Origin of the sequence: Candidatus Pelagibacter sp. HIMB1521 (assembly GCF_052047875.1) — a bacterium.
GTDB lineage: Bacteria > Pseudomonadota > Alphaproteobacteria > Pelagibacterales > Pelagibacteraceae > Pelagibacter.
This window is the reverse complement of sequence record NZ_JBNAIZ010000010.1, coordinates 42,318-60,585: the sequence shown is the minus strand read 5'-3', so window position 1 is coordinate 60,585 and position 18,268 is coordinate 42,318. Positions and strand designations below refer to the sequence as shown.

Here is an 18,268-nt window from a genome sequence, read left to right as displayed (position 1 = left end):
ACCTAAATGTCAGATTTTATTAAAAAAAATATTTATTTGATAATATTATTTATTATCACATTATTGATAGGTTTTTTAACGTTTTTAACTTTTATTGATAAAGGTTTTATTAAACTAACAGACAAAAATTTACAATATCTACTGATATTAAATATTTTTTTACTAGCTGCTCTTTTTGTTTTTATTTTTTTTGAAATTAGAAGGGCAATACGAACAGATATTGATAAAGATGGTTTAAAATCTAATAAAAAATACATCACTGTTTTTGCTTTATTTACTTTAATACCTTCAGTTTTAATCTCGATTTTTTCACTATTTCTTTTTTCATTTGCATTGGAAAAATATTTTGACAAGAAAGTTACTACTGTAGTTAATAATTCTTACGAGTTAGCTAAAAATTATGTAGAAGAAATTAGAAACAAAATTCAATCAGATATTGTTTTAATTGCTTTTGATACTAATAAAAGTAAAAATTTTTTAAATGATAATCCAAAGGAGTATAAAAGATTCCTAGACACTCAAAAATTAATTAGAGGTGTTGATGAAATACATATAATCGACATCGATAAAAAATTATTGTTCACATCTCTTCAAGATAATCAGCCATACACACCTCCTGTTGATAGAGCATTAGCACTAGTACTAGATGATGATAGACCTTTAAAAATTATAAATGCTCCAGAAAATATGTCTGCAGCTATTATGAGATTGCAAAGTTTTGATAATAGATTTTTATATGTGATTAAATATCTAGATAAGGATATTTCAAAATATCTCACAGAGTCAGAAGAAGCTATAAATTTTTATTATACTGTTGAAGAAAAGAGTACAGGTATAAAAATATCTTTTGCAATTATTTATGTTATTGTTGTAAGTGTATTGTTGTTTGTATCTATATCAATAGCTATACGATTTTCTTCTAGATTTTTTAGATCTATTAATAATTTAATTAACGCATCCGTATCAATTGGTGAAGGAAAATTTGATACCAAAGTTCCTGAAGTAAAAACTGATAAAGATTTAGAAATTTTGAATAAAAATTTTAACTTAATGATTGATAGATTAAGAAATCAACAAGAAAAATTAATAATAAATGAAAGACATGAAGCATGGAGTAATTTAGCAAGAAAATTAGCACATGAAATTAAAAACCCATTAACTCCAATTCAGTTGACAATAGATAGAATGAAATCAAAATATTCCAATCAAGTCAATGAAGATGATAAAAAAAATTTTAACGAAAACCTTAAAATTATAAATAATCAAATTAAACAAATAGGAAATTTAGTTAATGAGTTTTCTGATTTCGCTCGTATGCCAAAACCAATTTTAAAAGAAAATAATTTAATTCAAATTATTGAGGAAAATATCAAATTATTAAATGAGTTAGATAATTCGATTAATATTTCTGTTAACACCAATTCAAATGAAGTTTTTTTAAATAGTGACAAAGAACAACTTGCTAGAGTTTTCTTTAATTTAATTAAAAATTCTATCGAAAGCATCCAACAAAGAGCAGAAAATGACAGTAATTTAGAGAAAATAATCACGATTGAAGTTAATGAAGAGAATAACCATATAATAATTAATTTAATTGATAATGGTATCGGTTTTGGAATATTTGCAGCAAATATTAAAGATATTTTAAATCCGTACTTTACTACTAAAAAAAATGGAACTGGGTTGGGTCTCTCAATAGTAAGTAAAATTATAAATGATCATAATGGAAAAATTGAATTTATACCTTTAGACGAAGGTGCAAAAATTAAAATAGATTTTATAAAATAAAATGAGTTCTGAAATTTTAATCGTAGATGATAACGCTGATATAAGGAATATCATTAATGAGCTAATTTTGGATGCTGGTTATAAAACCAGACTTGCTGCTAATTATAATCAAGCGTTATCTGAAATAGACAAAAAACTTCCAGATGTTGCAATACTTGATGTAAAATTAGACAAGGGTGATAATGACGGGATAGAGCTGTTATCACACATTAAATCAAAAGATAAAGATGTGCCTGTTATTATAATTTCGGGTCATGCTAACATTGAAATGGCAGTAAAATCTCTTCACGAAGGAGCTTTTGAATTTATTGAAAAACCTTTCGATCAGGAAAGATTGTTAAATTTTGTAAGAAGAGCAGTTGAGAATTACAATCTTAAAAAACAAAATAAAGAATATGAAACAAAATTGTTTTCATCATATGAATTAATAGGAAATAGTAAAAATATTTTAAATATCAATGATCAAATTAAAAAAATTTCAATAACAGAAAGTAGAGTATTTATTAATGGTCCATCAGGATCTGGAAAAGAACTAATAGCAAGAAAAATTCATAAATTATCTAAAAGAAATAAAAATCCTTTTGTAGTTTTGAATGGAGCTTTATTAGATTCAAATAAATATGAACTTGAATTATTTGGAGAAGAAAAAGACAACGGCTCTATATCTTATGGAGCTTTAGAAAAAGCTAACAAAGGAACCTTATTGATAGACCAAGTTTCAGAAATACCTTTGGATATACAGTCTAAAATTTTGAGAGTTTTAACAGATCAAAAGTTTAAAAGAGTTAATGGTTCAAATGATGTCACTGTAAATGTCAGATTAATTTGCTCTTCAAGTAAGGATTTGAAGAAAGAAATTGAAATAGGAAATTTTAGAGAAGATCTATTTCATAGACTTAATGTTTTTGAAATAAATGTTGAACCATTGAGTCAACGTATTTCAGATATTCCACTTTTGATTAAATATTTTTCAAAAAAAATATCTGAAAATTATAATATTAATGAATTAGAGATAGATGAAGACAATACTTATATCTTAAATCATGATTGGCACGGTAATGTTAGAGAATTGAGAAATTTAATTGAACGAATTGCAATTTTACAACCTGATACAAAGGAAAAAATTTCAAATATAATAAAAGAATCCCTAAAAAATATTAATTTCAATGAACAATTGGCTGAAAACAGCCTATCTGTGCCATTAAAAGAGGCTAGAGAAAAATTTGAAAAGGAGTATTTAACTATTCAATTGAAAAAATTTAATGGGAATATTTCAAAAACAGCTAATTTTGTTGGAATGGAAAGAAGTGCCTTGCATAGAAAATTAAAGGGCTTAGGAATTAAAGAATTTAATTAAATGAACATAATCATCTGTGGTGCAGGAAGAGTTGGCTTTACTATTGCCAAACAGCTTAGTGAACAAGGGCATTCTATTACAGTTATAGATCCATCGAGCGAAGATATTCAAAAAATTGATGATGCACTTGATGTTAAAGCTATTGTTGGGAAAGGTAGCTATCCATCAATTCTTGAAAAGGCTAATGCACAAGAGGCCGATATGATTATAGCAGTAACTCGAAATGACGAAATAAATATGGTTATATGCCAAATTGCATTTTCTATTTTTAAAATTCCAAAAAAAATTGCCAGAATAAGATCTCAGGATTATTTAAATCCAAAGTTTACAACGGTTTATAACAAAGAAAACTTACCAATAGATGTTATTATTTCTCCAGAAATTGAAATTGCTAAATCAATCCAAAGAAAGCTCGAAGCTCCTGGCGCCTTAGATAGTGTTCCTTTTGCAGAAAATAAAATTAGGTTACTTGAAATATTGATTAATGAAAATTGTAGTTTGATTAATATTAAATTAAGCGATCTTACAAAAAAATACCCTAATCTTAAAGCAAATGTAATAGGTGTAATAAGAGAGGATAGGTTTTTTATTCCCAAAAAAACTGATGAAATAAAAACCAATGATAAGATTTATGTGATTATAAATTCAACTCAAATGTCCGAAACATTGGAAGCATTTGGACACACTGAAAAAGTTTCTAAAAAAATTCTTATAGTTGGTGGAGGAAATATTGGTTTTAATTTAGCTAAAAATATTGAGGAAAATTTAGATGCTGCAAGAGTAAAAATTATTGAGAAAAACAAAGACAGAGCTGAATTTCTTGCAAGCGAACTGAATAATACAATAGTTATCAATGGAGATGCGTTAGATGAGGAAGTTTTAGCTGAGGCAAATTTAGAAGAAGCTGAGACTGTTCTAGCTCTTACAAACGATGATGAAGATAACTTAATGGTAAGTGTTTTAGTCGAAAAATTTGCAAAAGATGAAAAAGAAATTGATGACAAAAGAACAATGGCCTTAATTAATAAACCAAACTATTCATTATTACAGAATTCACTTAAAATTGATGATTTAATTGATCCCAGAATGAATACTGTATCGAGTATTTTAAAACATATCCATAAAGGAACAATTGAAACAGCTTATACAATTATGAACGGTGAATATGAGGTAATAGAGGCCGAGATAATTGAGACATCTGAATTAATTAACAAAGAATTAAAAAATTCAAATCTTCCTGAGGAAATTCGAATTGGTGCTATTCTTAGAGACGATAAAGTAATTATACCTAGGGCAGACTTTGTATTTCAAAAAGATGATAAAGTTGTTTTTTTAGCCAAAAAAGACTCAATATCAGTTGTTGAAAATATTTTTAGAATTAGCTCAATTTAATTAAATGCCAACACTTCGGGTAAAATATTTAAGTTTTTTCTTTCTATTAATTTCAGTTTTTTCTTTTTTAAATATTATCTACTCTTATTATTTCAACTTATACTTAAACTTAAATACATATTACTTTAGCTTAATAATCTCTGGTTTAATTAGTTTCTTGTTTTACAAAATTGATAACTCGGATAAAAAACCTACAATATTTGAAAAAATACTAACAGTTCTTTTGGGGTATTTTTTTATGCCATTAGTATTATCCATTCCATTTTATTTTAGTATTTACAACTTAACTTTTTTAAATGCTTTATTTGAAGCAGTTTCTGGTTTTACTTCTACTGGTTATACAATCTTTGAAAATATAAAACATATCGATCAAGGATTAATAATATGGAGATCATCAATCCAATGGATAGGTGGGTTATACTTTTTATTCTCTATAATTTTTTTGATTGATATTTATGATGAAAATTTAAAAAAATCTCTTACAAATTTTTTATCATTTAATACAACTGAAATTTTAAAACAAACAATTAAAATATTTATTTTATATTCAAGCTTAACTTTAGCTATTTTTATAATTTTTAATTTATTTGGAATTAGATCATTCAATTCATTAAATCTAGCAATGACAGTTATTTCATCAGGTGGTTTTTTACCTGTAAATGATCTTTCAACAATACTTGTCCAAAATTCACAGATAATAATTTTTTCATTAATTATGCTAGTTTCTTTCTTTAGTATTTTCTTTGTATACAATTTAATATTTTTAAGAAAAAATATTAATTTTTTTCACGAGGATATTCACCTATTTTTATACTTTGTAATAACTGTTGGAATATTTTTTATATTTTTTAGTTACGATAATACTTTTTCTTACAGCTTTTTATCTTTAGTAAGTAGTATTTCTAACATAGGAATTTCATTGAATGTTGAGCAAACTAATCTTCAATTCTTGTATTTACTTTTGGTTATAATTGGAGGTTCATTTATTTCAACAAGTTCTGGTCTAAGATTTTTAAAGATATATTCATTAACAAAATATTCTTTAAATCAGATACTTTCTTTTAGCAGACCAAAAAATGTTTTTATGAACAAACTAGCATTTTCCAAGATTAATTTTGCAACCCAAGATATAAATAAATATTTTCTTACAATTATTATTTTTATAATCTCACTTTTTTCATTAACAATTTTTTTATCTTTGAGTGCAATCAATTTTGAATATTCATTTAAACTTGCGATATTAACATTAATGAATACTGTTAATTCTTCAGCTTATGGAATAGGGGATTTTGATTTCCAAAATTTACATTTTATTACTAAATATATTCTTATTTTCTTTATGATAATCGGTAGAATTGAATTATTATCTTTATTATTGATAGCTAAAAAATTTCTGTTTAAATATTAAATTTGTAATATATATGTATCTCAAATATTGCGCCCTTAGCTCAGCTGGATAGAGCATCGGTTTTCTAAACCGAGGGTCGTAGGTTCGAATCCTTCAGGGCGCGCCATTCCTTACTCTTTTGACCATAATTTCCTCTTGAAGTAGTTTTTCTAAAATGGTTTAATCCTGCGAATTCAAAACTAAGTTTTGAATTATTTGTTAACAAATAAAAATAACTAAAAAGGAAGAATAATGTTTAAATACTTAAAACAATTAACTTCTTTAGTAGCAATGGTTGCGGTGTTGTTTACTTTTACAACAGAAACTATGGCTGCTAAAAAATCTAAAACACTTAAAAACACTCAAAAGAAGGGTTTTGTAAGATGTGGAGTATCTCAAGGTCTTCCAGGATTTTCTAATGCAGATGCAGCTGGAAATTGGACTGGTATCGATGTTGATGTATGTAGAGCGGTAGCTGCTGCAGTACTAGGTGATGCAAACAAAGTTAAGTTTACACCATTAAGTGCTAAAGAAAGATTTACAGCTCTAACTTCTGGTGAGATTGATATCTTATCAAGAAACACAACTTGGACTCTTTCTAGAGATGCTGATATCGGACTAACTTTCGTTGGAGTAAACTTCTACGATGGTCAAGGTTTCATGGTTAGAAAAAGTTCTGGTATTACCTCAACAAGCCAATTCAAAAATGGTATCTCAGCTTGTACAAACATTGGTACAACAACTGAGTTAAACATGAGAGACTTTTTTAACTCTAAAGGAATTTCTTATGAGCCAGTTGCTTTCGAAAAAGCTGACGAAGTCGTAGCTGCTTATGATGCTGGGAGATGTGATACTTACACTACAGACAAATCAGGTCTTGCTGCACAAAGAACTAAAATGACTAACCCAGATGATCACATTGTATTACCTGAAACTGTTTCTAAAGAGCCTTTAGGACCAGTTGTTAGACAAGGTGACTCAGTATGGGAAGATATCGTTAGATGGTCTTTAAATGCTATGATCGAAGCTGAGGAGTATGGAATTACTTCAGCTAATGCAGATATGATGAAATCTTCAGATAATCCAGCTGTAAAAAGATTAGTTGGTGCTGAAGGTGAATTAGGTGCTGCTTTTGGTCTAGACAATGAGTGGAGCTTAAGAATTATCAAGCAAGTTGGTAACTATGGTGAAAGCTACAAAAGAAATATAGCTGACACTGGAATTTTACCAGACAGAGGTCCAAATGAATTATGGACTAAAGGTGGAATTCTTTACGTACCACCTGCAAGATAATTGCATATTTAACTAATTAAAAAGGGCTAGATTTTTCTAGCCCTTTTTTTTATAAGCTCTTAAATGAACTTCAAATTACAAAAAATAGTTCCTCAATTAATTACAGTTTTAGCAGTAGTTTTAGTTTTTGGTTTCTTTAGTTATAACGCACAAGTCAATATGGAAAACAGAGGTATTGATTTTGGATATGGTTTTTTATCTCAAGAATCTTCATTTGATGTTCAATTTTCTTTAATAGAATACGACGGATCACATTCTTATTTTAGAGCTTATCTCGTTGGTTTGTTAAACACTATTTTAGTTTCTGTAATTGGAATTATCATTGCAACTATACTTGGAATAATTGTTGGTGTAGCAAGACTTTCTCCAAATTATTTAATTAATAAATTTGCAGCTTTCTATGTAGAATTTTTCAGAAATATTCCATTACTTTTACAAATATTTTTTTGGTATTTTGCAGCTTTAAGAGCTTTACCTTTACCTCAAGATGCTGATGCAATGTTTGGTGTTTTCTTTTTAACTATAAAAGGTCTGTATGTTCCAGCTTTTGTTTGGGAAAATTTTAATGTTTTCTTTTATTCAATAGTTGCGGCAATAATTGCAATAGTTGTTATCAGAGTTCATGCGAGAAAAGTTCAAGAAACTCAAGGAAAGCAAATGCCAGTTTTATGGATATCTTTAGGATTAATTTTTATATTGCCTTTGTTAAGTTTTTTAATTGGAGGTGTTAATCTTTCTTTTGAAATACCTAAATTAAAACAATTAGCAGCAACTTCTTATAGATATGAAGGTGGATTAAATTTACCACCTGAATTAATTGCATTAACTTTATCTTTAGCATTATATACAGCAACTTTTATTGCTGAGTGTGTAAGAGCTGGAATTCAAGGTGTTGGAAAAGGACAAAAAGAAGCTGCTGCATCTATCGGTTTAAATCCAAATCAAGTCTTAAAATTAGTGGTAATGCCTCAAGCTTTAAGAATTATTATACCACCAACTACTAACCAATATTTAAATTTAACTAAAAATTCATCATTAGCTGCTGCAATTGCTTACCCTGATTTAGTTTTAGTATTTGCAGGTACTGCATTAATGCAAACAGGAAAGGCAATTGAGATCGTTTCTATTACAATGCTTACTTACTTAAGTTTGAGTATATCAATTTCTATATTGATGAATTGGTATAATAAAAAAATTGCTATTAAGGAAAAATAAATGTCAAAAATTAATTTTTTAAGACCTGATAAAGAAAATTTGAATACCTTTTTATATTTAGGTTCTTTATTATTTTTTGTTAGTGTTTTAGATGTATTTTTGAATTCATTTTTTAATGTTAACATTACAGGTTTCCTACCAACGTTGTTAAGTTTTGTGATCCCTTTAGTGATTGGATTTATAGGTCTTCACTTTATTAGAATAGAGCATAGTGGGTATAAATTTTTAGACAGTTTAAACAAAAATATTAATACCAACGGTTTTAATGCTGTACTTTCTTTATTAATTATTTTTGTAATCATTAAAGCAACACCGCCAATTCTAAGTTGGTTTTTTGTTGATGCTAGTTTTGCAGGAGATAGTAAAGATGTTTGTTCTGGAACAGGTGCTTGTTGGACATATATCAAAGTTTGGTTCAACAGATTTATGTATGGAATGTATCCAAATGCTGAACAATGGAGAATAAACTTATCTTTTATTTCTTTGGCGTTACTTGGTTCTGTTGGTTATTTTGCAACTGAAAAATTTAAAAAGTATTCAACTTTATACTATGTAGTTATTTATCCCTTTATTGCGTTTTTGTTTATATTCTTTTTTATATCAGGCGGACCAGTATTTTTTGACTTCTCCTATGGTATAATTGCTGCAGTTATTTCAATTATTCTTGGATTTTTTATTCCAAGTAGATTTAAATTTTATTATTTTTTAATTGTTCCGTTAACCCTTTATATAGTTCTTAAATACTTTGTTTTTTATGAAGAGTTAATTGAACTTGGTAAACTTGATGGGTTAAACTGGGTTGAAACGGGAGCTTGGGGTGGATTGTCTCTAACATTCATTATCTCGTTCTTTTGTTTAATTTTCTGTTTTCCTATAGGTATGGCTTTTGCTTTGGGAAGAAGATCTGAGTTACCTTTAATTAGATATATATCTGTAGGATTTATTGAGTTTTGGAGAGGAGTGCCGCTAATTACAGTCTTATTTATGTCTGCTGTAATGTTTCCAATGTTTTTACCGGAAGATTTTTTCATAGATAAATTAGTTAGAGCAATTATTGCAATTTCATTATTTGAAGCTGCATATGTTGCAGAAGTAATAAGAGGGGGCTTACAAGCTCTACCAAGAGGCCAATACGAGGCAGCAAAATCTCTAGGTATGGGATATTGGAAGATGCATATATTTGTAATCTTACCTCAAGCACTTAAATTAGTAATTCCAGGTATTGCTAATACCTTCTTAGCTTTAGTAAAAGATACACCTTTAATATTTGTCGTTGGATTATTAGAGATAGTTGGAATGTTAAATTTAGCAAAAACTAATCCAGAATGGTTAGGATTTGCAATGGAAGGCTACGTATTTGCAGCAATAATTTTCTGGATTATTTGTTATGCAATGAGTAAGTATAGCTATAATCTAGAACAAAAATATAAAACAGAGCGATAAAATTATGTCTGATAGTATTATTCAAATTAAAAATGTGAATAAATGGTTTGGTGATTTTCAAGTATTAAAAGACATAAATTTAGAAGTTAAACCAAAAGAAAAAATTGTAGTTTGTGGACCGTCTGGTTCTGGTAAATCAACGTTAATTAGATGTATAAACAGATTAGAAGAACATCAACAAGGAGATATCATTGTTGATGGAAATACTCTAACAGAAGATACAAAAAATATTGAACAAATTAGAGCTGAAGTTGGAATGGTGTTTCAACAGTTTAATCTATTTCCTCACTTATCTATTGTAGATAATTGCACACTTGCTCCTATTTGGGTGAAGAAAATGCCTAAAAAAGAAGCTGAAGAATTAGCACTAAAGCATTTAGAAAGAGTTCAAATTCTTGACCAAGCTCAGAAATTTCCAGGTCAATTATCTGGTGGTCAGCAACAAAGGGTCGCAATCGCTAGAGCTCTATGCATGGAACCGAAGATTATGTTGTTTGATGAACCAACATCTGCACTTGACCCTGAAATGATTAAGGAAGTTCTTGATGTAATGGTTGATTTAGCTAATCAAGGTATGACGATGATCGTTGTTACACACGAAATGGGTTTTGCTAAAGAAGTTGCAGATAAAATGATCTTTATGGATGAGGGTATGATAGTAGAAAAAGCTGATACAAAAGAGTTTTTTGCTAATCCAAAGAGTGATCGTACTAAGCTTTTCTTAAGCCAAATCTTGTAAAATATATATACATTTTGATCTTAACAATTGCTTGACAGGTTTTTAGTTTTTAAGGTTTTTTTAAAAAAATAAATAAATTTTTCTATTGCAGTAGTTGAAATAAATTTGTTCAATAGACTTTTAAAATTTAATTAAGAGGGGTCTTAATGGAAGATAATTTCAACAAACACTTAGGGAACAAACTTAAGTTAAGAAGATTGGCTTTAGGTTTAACCCAAACAAAAGTAGCAAAAGCGATAAACGTAACATTTCAACAAATTCAAAAATATGAAAAAGGGACTAATGGAGTAAGTTCAATAAGATTACTTCAGCTTTCAAATTATTTAAAAGTACCAATAAATTATTTCTTTGAAGATTTTTCAGAATATTTAGTTAACTTAGAAAAATCGCAAGAAGGACATATGAATGTTAATTATAATTTTTTAGCGAAAGTTTATTCAGAACTTAATGCTGATCAAAAATTAAAATTTAACAAAACACTACAAATTTCAGGATCTAACATTTCTAAAGCAGTTTAATCATAACCAAAATGGGACCCCTTTGGTTGTTTGTTTATTCTTAAATATTTAAGATTAATTTTTTTTGGCTCCTCGGGCAGGACTCGAACCTGCGACCAATTGATTAACAGTCAACTGCTCTACCAACTGAGCTACCGAGGAATGTAAAAATCACAACTTACTTTTTTTTAAAACTAAAACAAGATTTTTTTTGGAGGCAACGCCCGGAATCGAACCGGGATACAAGGATTTGCAATCCTCTGCGTAACCATTCCGCCACGTTGCCTTCTTGTTTTAGACGAATAGCTTCAGGCCTTTTTATATTAAATTTTTTATATTAGTCTATTAAATAACGATCCAAATTGATTATTGTTAAATAAGATTATTAAATTATAAACTTTAAAATCAATGAGTAACGATAAATATATCCATTCTGAAGTTGAAAATAAGATTTATTCATATTGGGAAAAAAACGAATTATTTAAACCAAAAGAAAATTCTAAAAAATTTTCAATAGTAATTCCCCCACCAAATGTAACTGGTAGTCTTCATATGGGGCACGCATTAAATAATTCTATTCAAGATTTATTAGTTCGTTATCATCGGATGAACAATTATGAAACTTTATGGCAACCAGGAACTGATCACGCTGGTATTGCAACGCAAGCCTTAGTAGAGAAAAAACTCACTTCTGAAAAGATAGATAAGAATGAGATTGGTAGAGATAAGTTTATTGAAAAGGTTTGGGAATGGAAAGAGCAATATGGCGACATAATAATTAATCAATTAAAAAAACTTGGTTGTTCTTGTGACTGGTCAAGAAATGCTTTCACAATGGATGAAAACTTATCTAAATCAGTTATTAAAGTTTTTGTAGAACTTTACAATAAAGGTTTAATTTACAAAGATAAGAAATTAGTAAACTGGGACACGGTACTTAAAACAGCTATTTCAGATTTAGAAGTAGATCAAAGAGAGGTAAATTCAAAAATTTACTATATTAAGTATCCTATAGATGGAACTAGTGAATTTATAACTATAGCAACCACAAGACCTGAAACAATGTTGGGTGATACTGCTATAGCTGTTAATCCAAAAGATGAAAGGTTTAAATCATTCGTTGGTAAAACAGTAACTATTCCAATTGTTGGTAGAAAAATTAAAATTATAGAAGATGATTATGCTGATCCTGAACAGGGCACAGGCGCATTGAAAATAACTCCTGCGCATGATTTTAATGATTATGATGTCTGTCAAAGAAATAATCTTGAAATTATAAATATTTTTACTGAAGAAGGTAAGATAAATGAAAATGCTCCTGAGAGTTATATAGGTCTTGATAGATTTGAAGCTAGAAAAAGAATTTTAAAAGAACTTAAAGAAAAAGAATTTTTTGTAAAAGAAGAAAATATTAAAAATAAAGTTCCATATGGTGATAGATCTAATTCTATAATTGAACCTTTTCTTACAGAACAATGGTTTGCTGATGCTGGTAAATTGTCTGTTAAAGCAAAAGAAGTTGTTAATTCTAAAAAAACAAATTTTTTTCCTGAAAATTGGTCAAAGACATATTTTCAATGGATGAACAATATTGAACCTTGGTGTATTTCAAGGCAATTGTGGTGGGGACATCAAATACCAGCGTGGTACGGACCTGAAAATAAAATTTTTGTAGCTATAAATGAAGAAGAAGCGAAATCACAAGCAAAAGAATTTTATAAAAAAGAAGTAGAACTAACTAGAGATCCTGATGTTTTAGATACTTGGTTTTCATCTGGTTTATGGCCTTTTGCTACTTTAGGGTGGCCAGAAGATGATGATTATTTAAAGAAATTTTATCCAACTTCAGTATTAGTAACTGGTTTTGATATTATCTTTTTCTGGGTTGCTAGAATGATTATGTTTGGAACAGAATTTTTAAATAAAGAACCGTTTAAAGATATATATGTTCATGCACTTGTAAGAGACGAAAAAGGGCAGAAAATGTCTAAATCAAAAGGAAACGTAATTGACCCTTTAGATTTAATAGAAAAATACAGTGCTGATGCATTGAGATTTACTTTACTTTCAATGGCTTCACCTGGAACAGATGTAAAATTATCGGAAGATAGAGTTAAAGGTTATAGAAATTTTTTAAATAAATTGTGGAATGCTAATAACTTTTTAATAACAAATGAATGTGATTTTAAAGACATTGATCAGCTACCAAATTTAAATGTAAATATTAATAAGTGGATATATTCTGAACTAATAGAGGCAAAGAATAAAATCCAAAAAAATCTTGAAGATTATAGATTTGATGAAGCTGCAAAAAACGCTTATCAGTTTGCTTGGCACTCATATTGTGATTGGTATCTGGAGTTATCTAAAACTATTCTGTTTTCAGATGATAATGATGCAAAAGCAGAGGTTAAAAAAGTATCATCTTATGTATTCAAACAAATATTAATCTTACTTCATCCATTTATTCCGTTTGTAACAGAGGAAATATGGCTCAAAGACCAATTTGATAAGAATGGTAGTGATTTTTTAATGCATAAAAATTGGGTAACTGGAGAAGTTAATAAAAATAATAGTACTGAGCAGGTAGAAAATATCATAAATATTATTTCAGAGCTTAGATCTTTTAAAAATGAGCTAAATGTTAGCCCAGGATCATTTATCGATGTTTCAGTTAAAGGTATCAATGACAATCAAAAAGAATTTATTAATAAGAATGAAGTTATCTTAAAAAAGCTTGGAAGAATAAATAACATACTTGATGATGATTTAGAAAAACCTGCTGCAACAATGGTTGTTTCAGGTGACTTATTTAAAATTTACTTTGATAAAGATGTGGATTTAAAATTAATTAAAGAAAACTTAACAAATAAACAAAGTAGATTAGAACAAGAAATGAATAAAATATCTCAAAGATTGGAGAATAAAAGTTTTGTAAACCGCGCTCCAAAAGAGATTGTTGAACAAGAAAAAACTAATTATAATAATTTAAAGAATGATATTGAGAAAATATCAGTAACAATAAAAGGGATATAATGGCAAAATTTAATAAAAAGAAACTTCCAAGTAGACATACATCATTAGGACCAGATAGAGCACCACATAGATCTTTTTACTATGCAATGGGTGAAACTGAAAAAGATGTAGCAAAACCCTTTGTTGGGGTTGTTTCAACTTGGAATGAAGCAGCGCCTTGCAACATTGCTTTAATGAGACAAGCCCAATCTGTTAAAAAAGGTGTCAGAGCAAATGCTGGAACACCAAGAGAATTTTGCACAATCACTGTTACTGATGGAATTGCAATGGGTCATGAAGGTATGAAATCTTCATTAATTTCAAGAGAGGTTATTGCTGACTCTGCCGAACTTACTGTTAGAGGCCATTGTTATGATGCATTAGTTGGTATTGCTGGCTGTGATAAATCTTTACCAGGTTTAATGATGTCAATGGTTAGACTAAATGTACCAAGTGTGTTTATTTATGGAGGGTCCATTCTTCCAGGTACTTATAAAGGAAAAGATGTAACTGTAGTAGATGTATTTGAAGCAGTTGGAAAACATTCATCAGGTCAAATGTCTGCAGCAGAACTTAGAAAGTTAGAATTAGTTGCTTGCCCAAGTGCAGGTGCTTGTGGTGGTCAATTTACTGCAAATACAATGGCATGTGTATCAGAAGCTATTGGTTTAGCATTACCTTATTCTGCAGGAACTCCTGCTCCTTATGAGGAAAGAGATAAGTATGCAAAAGAAAGTGGTAAAATGGTTATGAAACTTTTGCAGAAAAAAATTAAACCAAGAGATATTGTTACAAGAAAAGCTTTAGAAAATGCTGCAACAATTGTTGCTGCAACTGGTGGATCTACAAATGCAGGTCTCCATTTACCAGCTATTGCTAATGAAGCAGGAATTAAATTTGATTTAATGGATGTTGCAAAAATATTTAAAAGAACACCTTATCTTGCAGATTTAAAACCTGGTGGAAAATATGTTGCAAAAGATATGTGGTTAGCAGGTGGTGTTCCAATGTTATTAAAAACTTTATACGAAGGTGGATATATTCATGGAGACTGTATGACTGTTACAGGTAAAACCATGAAAGAAAATTTAAAAAATATTAAATTTAATCCTAAACAAAAAGTAATGAAATCTTACAAAGATCCATTATCTCCAACTGGTGGTGTTGTTGGATTAAAAGGAAACTTAGCTCCAGAAGGAGCAATTGTTAAAGTTGCAGGACTTAAAAAATTACAATTTACTGGAAAAGCAAGATGCTTTGATAATGAAGAAAGCGCTATGAAAGCTGTTCAAAGTAGAAAGTATAATGATGGTGATGTAATTATTATTAGATACGAAGGACCAGTTGGGGGACCTGGTATGAGAGAAATGTTGTCTACAACTGGTGCAATTTACGGTCAGGGAAAAGGGGAGAAAGTAGCCCTTATAACTGATGGAAGGTTCTCTGGTGCCACAAGAGGCTTTTGTGTAGGTCACGTAGGCCCTGAGGCAGCTCTAGGAGGTCCTATAGGTCTATTAAAGAATGGAGATATCATTGATATTGACGCTAAAAAGGGAACAATCAATGTAAGGCTTTCTAAAAAAGAATTAGCATCAAGAAGAAGAAAATGGAAAGCTAAAAAATCTGACTTTGGATCGGGAACTTTATGGAAATATGCCCAAACAGTTGGACCAGCATACTTAGGTGCTCCAACTCATCCAGGTAAGAAAAAGGAAGTTAAAGATTACTCAGAGATTTAATGAAAATAAGACCAGTTATTTTATGTGGTGGTGCTGGCACTCGTCTTTGGCCTAACTCTAAAAATCATCAAGCAAAACAGTTTATTGATTTTGGGGATTGGACATTACTTGGAAAAACTCTAGAGAGAACAAAGGCTTCAATTTATGACGCTCCAATTATTAGCACAAACCAAAAATATCTGAGTAAAGTTAAACATCATTTAAGAAAAAATAAAATCAATAAATATAAAATTGTTGTAGAGCCAGCAAAAAGAAACACAGCTCCAGCTATCTTAAGCACAGCTTTAATAAAAGATATTCCTGATAATCAGCCACTTATGTTTTTTACAGCTGATCATTTGATTGAGAAAATAAGCATTTTTAACAAAGCTATCTATAAAAATAAGTCCAATCTTAATGAAAATAATATTTTTGTATTTGGTATTAAACCAAAATCTCCAACAAGTGATTATGGTTATTTCTTAACCAAAAAAATTAAAGGAAACATAAATAAAGTAACTAGATTTATTGAAAAACCTAAAGAAGCAAAAGCAAAAGAAATCATTCGAAAAAGTGGATATTGGAACTCAGGAATGTTTTATCTTAGAAAAGATTCAATCATCAATAATTTTAAAAAATATAACCCAACTATATACAGAAATTGTGTAACAGCAGTTAATAAAGCAAAATATAAATCAAATATTTATCATTTAAATAAAGCCTCATTTATAAAAGCAACTGCTAAATCTTTTGATTATGCAATCCTTGAAAAAACAAAAGAAATTAATGCAATTAAATTAGACATACCTTGGTCAGATCTTGGAAGTTGGAAAGAGATTTTAAAAATGTATGACAAAAATAAAAACAAATACATTAAGAAGAAAAACGTTTATTACAGACCATGGGGTAGATACACGAACCTATTCGAAGGTAAAGAGTTTTTAATTAAAGAACTTTATGTAAAACCAAAAGGCATTTTAAGTTTGCAAAAACATCATCACCGTGCTGAACATTGGTTGGTTACTCAAGGAAATGCCAAAATAACACTTAATAAAGATATAATTACTAAAAAACCTGGAGAACATATATTTATTCCATTAGAAGCCATTCACAGAGTTCAAAATCCTGGGAAAAAACCAGTTAAAATTATGGAAGCCCAAGTAGGCTCAATATTAAAGGAAACTGATATTGTTAGGTATCAAGATATTTATGGCAGAGTGAAGTAGTGGATTTGTTAACAATAATTTTATTAATCATAATTGGATTATTAACTTTCTTTCTCTTAAAAAAAGAAAGAGTATTTGGAATTAGTGTTGAGGAAAATTCTGAAAAAGAAAAAATTAAAATTGTTGAAAGTAAAGATTATAGAAATAATTTATACGATTTACTAAATTATATTCCAGAAGCAGTAATCATATTAGATAAAAGTAAAAAAATTATTTTTAGCAATAATTCCTCAAATAAACTTTTTCAAATTAAACTAAATGAAAATATAAGTGGCTTTTTACGTAATCCAGATCTTTTAAATTCTATTGATAAAAATTTTCAAGGTTCAAATGTTACAGATTTAGAGATTGAAATTAGAAATCAAGCAACTCAAAGATTAAATATAACTGCTTATTTAGATCATAATAATATTTTCTTTGATGAACAAACATGTGTTTTATTAATTAGAGATTTAACTGAATTCCATAAATTCCAGCAGCTAAAATCAGATTTTGTAGCCAATGTTTCTCATGAACTTAGAACACCATTACAGTCAATTAAAATGGGTCTTGAAACCTTTGACAATAACTCAGAATTAAAAAATAATTCTGAAATGACTAATTTATTACCTGTGATGATATCACAATCAGAAAGAATGGAAAATTTAATTAGAGATTTATTATCATTATCAAAAATTGAGCTTCAAGAGCATATAAGACCAACTCATGAAATAGATTTAATAGAATTGCTAGATTATGTAATTAAAACATACGAAAAAATAATCAGTAAAAATAATATTCAAATTAAATTTAATAAAATTGAAAATTTTAAAATAATTGGTGACAGAGATAAATTAATTGAAATTTTTACAAACCTTATTGATAACTCAATTAAATATAGTGACAAAAATAAAGAAATCACAATTTCTACAAAAAAAGATGGTGAATTTAATATTGTTTCAATAGCAGATCAGGGAATAGGTATACCAAAAGAATCTTTGCATAGAATCACAGAGAGATTTTTTACAGTTGATCCTAGCAAAAGTCGTAGTGTTGGAGGAACTGGTCTTGGTTTAGCTATTGTTAAACATTTAGTTTCGCAACATAGAGCTGAAATGGATATTAATAGTGTAGAAAATCAAGGAACAACAATAGATATCAAATTCAACTCACTATAATACAACTAAAAAGTTAGTGGTTGTAACAAAAGTTTAACCTT

At 28.7% G+C, this 18,268-nt stretch carries 13 protein-coding genes and 3 tRNA genes; 14 read left to right on the top strand and 2 right to left on the bottom strand.

What is annotated here, in order from left to right:
- Positions 1-6 precede the first annotated feature (6 nt).
- The 10 genes from ACTTA5_RS05245 (at position 7) to ACTTA5_RS05200 (ending at position 11,132) form a co-directional block, all read left to right on the top strand.
- Positions 7-1,788 (top strand): ATP-binding protein, encoded by a 1,782-nt coding sequence (locus ACTTA5_RS05245; protein ID WP_440648475.1) that lies wholly within the window; start codon positions 7-9, stop codon positions 1,786-1,788.
- 1 nt (position 1,789) lies between these two features.
- Entirely contained in the window at positions 1,790-3,145 is a 1,356-nt protein-coding gene (locus ACTTA5_RS05240; RefSeq protein ID WP_440648473.1) for a sigma-54-dependent transcriptional regulator, read from the top strand.
- Positions 3,146-4,537: a Trk system potassium transporter TrkA gene (trkA, locus tag ACTTA5_RS05235; RefSeq protein ID WP_440648470.1), complete on the top strand. Its 1,392-nt coding sequence runs from the start codon at positions 3,146-3,148 to the stop codon at positions 4,535-4,537.
- Positions 4,538-4,775: 238 nt separating this feature from the next.
- The gene (locus ACTTA5_RS05230; protein WP_440648468.1) at positions 4,776-5,945 is read left to right on the top strand and encodes a TrkH family potassium uptake protein; all 1,170 of its coding nucleotides are present in this window, start codon (positions 4,776-4,778) and stop codon (positions 5,943-5,945) included.
- A 29-nt stretch (positions 5,946-5,974) separates the two neighbouring features.
- A tRNA-Arg gene (locus ACTTA5_RS05225) sits at positions 5,975-6,051 on the top strand.
- A gap of 125 nt (positions 6,052-6,176) precedes the next feature.
- Positions 6,177-7,217: an amino acid ABC transporter substrate-binding protein gene (locus ACTTA5_RS05220; protein WP_440618463.1), complete on the top strand. Its 1,041-nt coding sequence runs from the start codon at positions 6,177-6,179 to the stop codon at positions 7,215-7,217.
- A 63-nt stretch (positions 7,218-7,280) separates the two neighbouring features.
- Positions 7,281-8,432 (top strand): amino acid ABC transporter permease, encoded by a 1,152-nt coding sequence (locus tag ACTTA5_RS05215; protein WP_440648466.1) that lies wholly within the window; start codon positions 7,281-7,283, stop codon positions 8,430-8,432.
- Entirely contained in the window at positions 8,433-9,875 is a 1,443-nt protein-coding gene (locus tag ACTTA5_RS05210; protein ID WP_440648464.1) for an amino acid ABC transporter permease, read from the top strand.
- A gap of 4 nt (positions 9,876-9,879) precedes the next feature.
- Positions 9,880-10,614, top strand: a complete 735-nt coding sequence (locus ACTTA5_RS05205; protein WP_316963573.1) for an amino acid ABC transporter ATP-binding protein — start codon at positions 9,880-9,882, stop codon at positions 10,612-10,614.
- 146 nt (positions 10,615-10,760) lie between these two features.
- Positions 10,761-11,132, top strand: a complete 372-nt coding sequence (locus tag ACTTA5_RS05200; RefSeq protein ID WP_262589252.1) for a helix-turn-helix domain-containing protein — start codon at positions 10,761-10,763, stop codon at positions 11,130-11,132.
- A gap of 65 nt (positions 11,133-11,197) precedes the next feature.
- Here the strand turns inward: ACTTA5_RS05200 and ACTTA5_RS05195 are convergent.
- Positions 11,198-11,273 (bottom strand) — tRNA-Asn (locus ACTTA5_RS05195).
- 50 nt (positions 11,274-11,323) lie between these two features.
- Positions 11,324-11,397 (bottom strand) — tRNA-Cys (locus ACTTA5_RS05190).
- 122 nt (positions 11,398-11,519) lie between these two features.
- Between ACTTA5_RS05190 and ACTTA5_RS05185 the strand changes: the two genes are divergently transcribed.
- Genes ACTTA5_RS05185 through ACTTA5_RS05170 form a run of 4 tightly spaced genes read left to right on the top strand, consistent with a single transcriptional unit; the run spans position 11,520 to position 18,227 of the window.
- Positions 11,520-14,147 (top strand): valine--tRNA ligase, encoded by a 2,628-nt coding sequence (locus ACTTA5_RS05185; RefSeq protein ID WP_440648462.1) that lies wholly within the window; start codon positions 11,520-11,522, stop codon positions 14,145-14,147.
- The gene (gene ilvD / locus ACTTA5_RS05180) at positions 14,147-15,865 is read left to right on the top strand and encodes a dihydroxy-acid dehydratase (RefSeq protein ID WP_440648460.1); all 1,719 of its coding nucleotides are present in this window, start codon (positions 14,147-14,149) and stop codon (positions 15,863-15,865) included. Before ACTTA5_RS05185 ends, ilvD begins: the two co-directional genes overlap by 1 nt.
- Positions 15,865-17,070: a sugar phosphate nucleotidyltransferase gene (locus ACTTA5_RS05175; protein WP_440648458.1), complete on the top strand. Its 1,206-nt coding sequence runs from the start codon at positions 15,865-15,867 to the stop codon at positions 17,068-17,070. The genes ilvD and ACTTA5_RS05175 overlap by 1 nt, the downstream gene beginning before the upstream one ends.
- On the top strand, positions 17,070-18,227 hold the full coding sequence (locus ACTTA5_RS05170; RefSeq protein WP_440648456.1) for an ATP-binding protein: 1,158 nt from the start codon (positions 17,070-17,072) through the stop codon (positions 18,225-18,227). Before ACTTA5_RS05175 ends, ACTTA5_RS05170 begins: the two co-directional genes overlap by 1 nt.
- Positions 18,228-18,268: the final 41 nt, after the last annotated feature.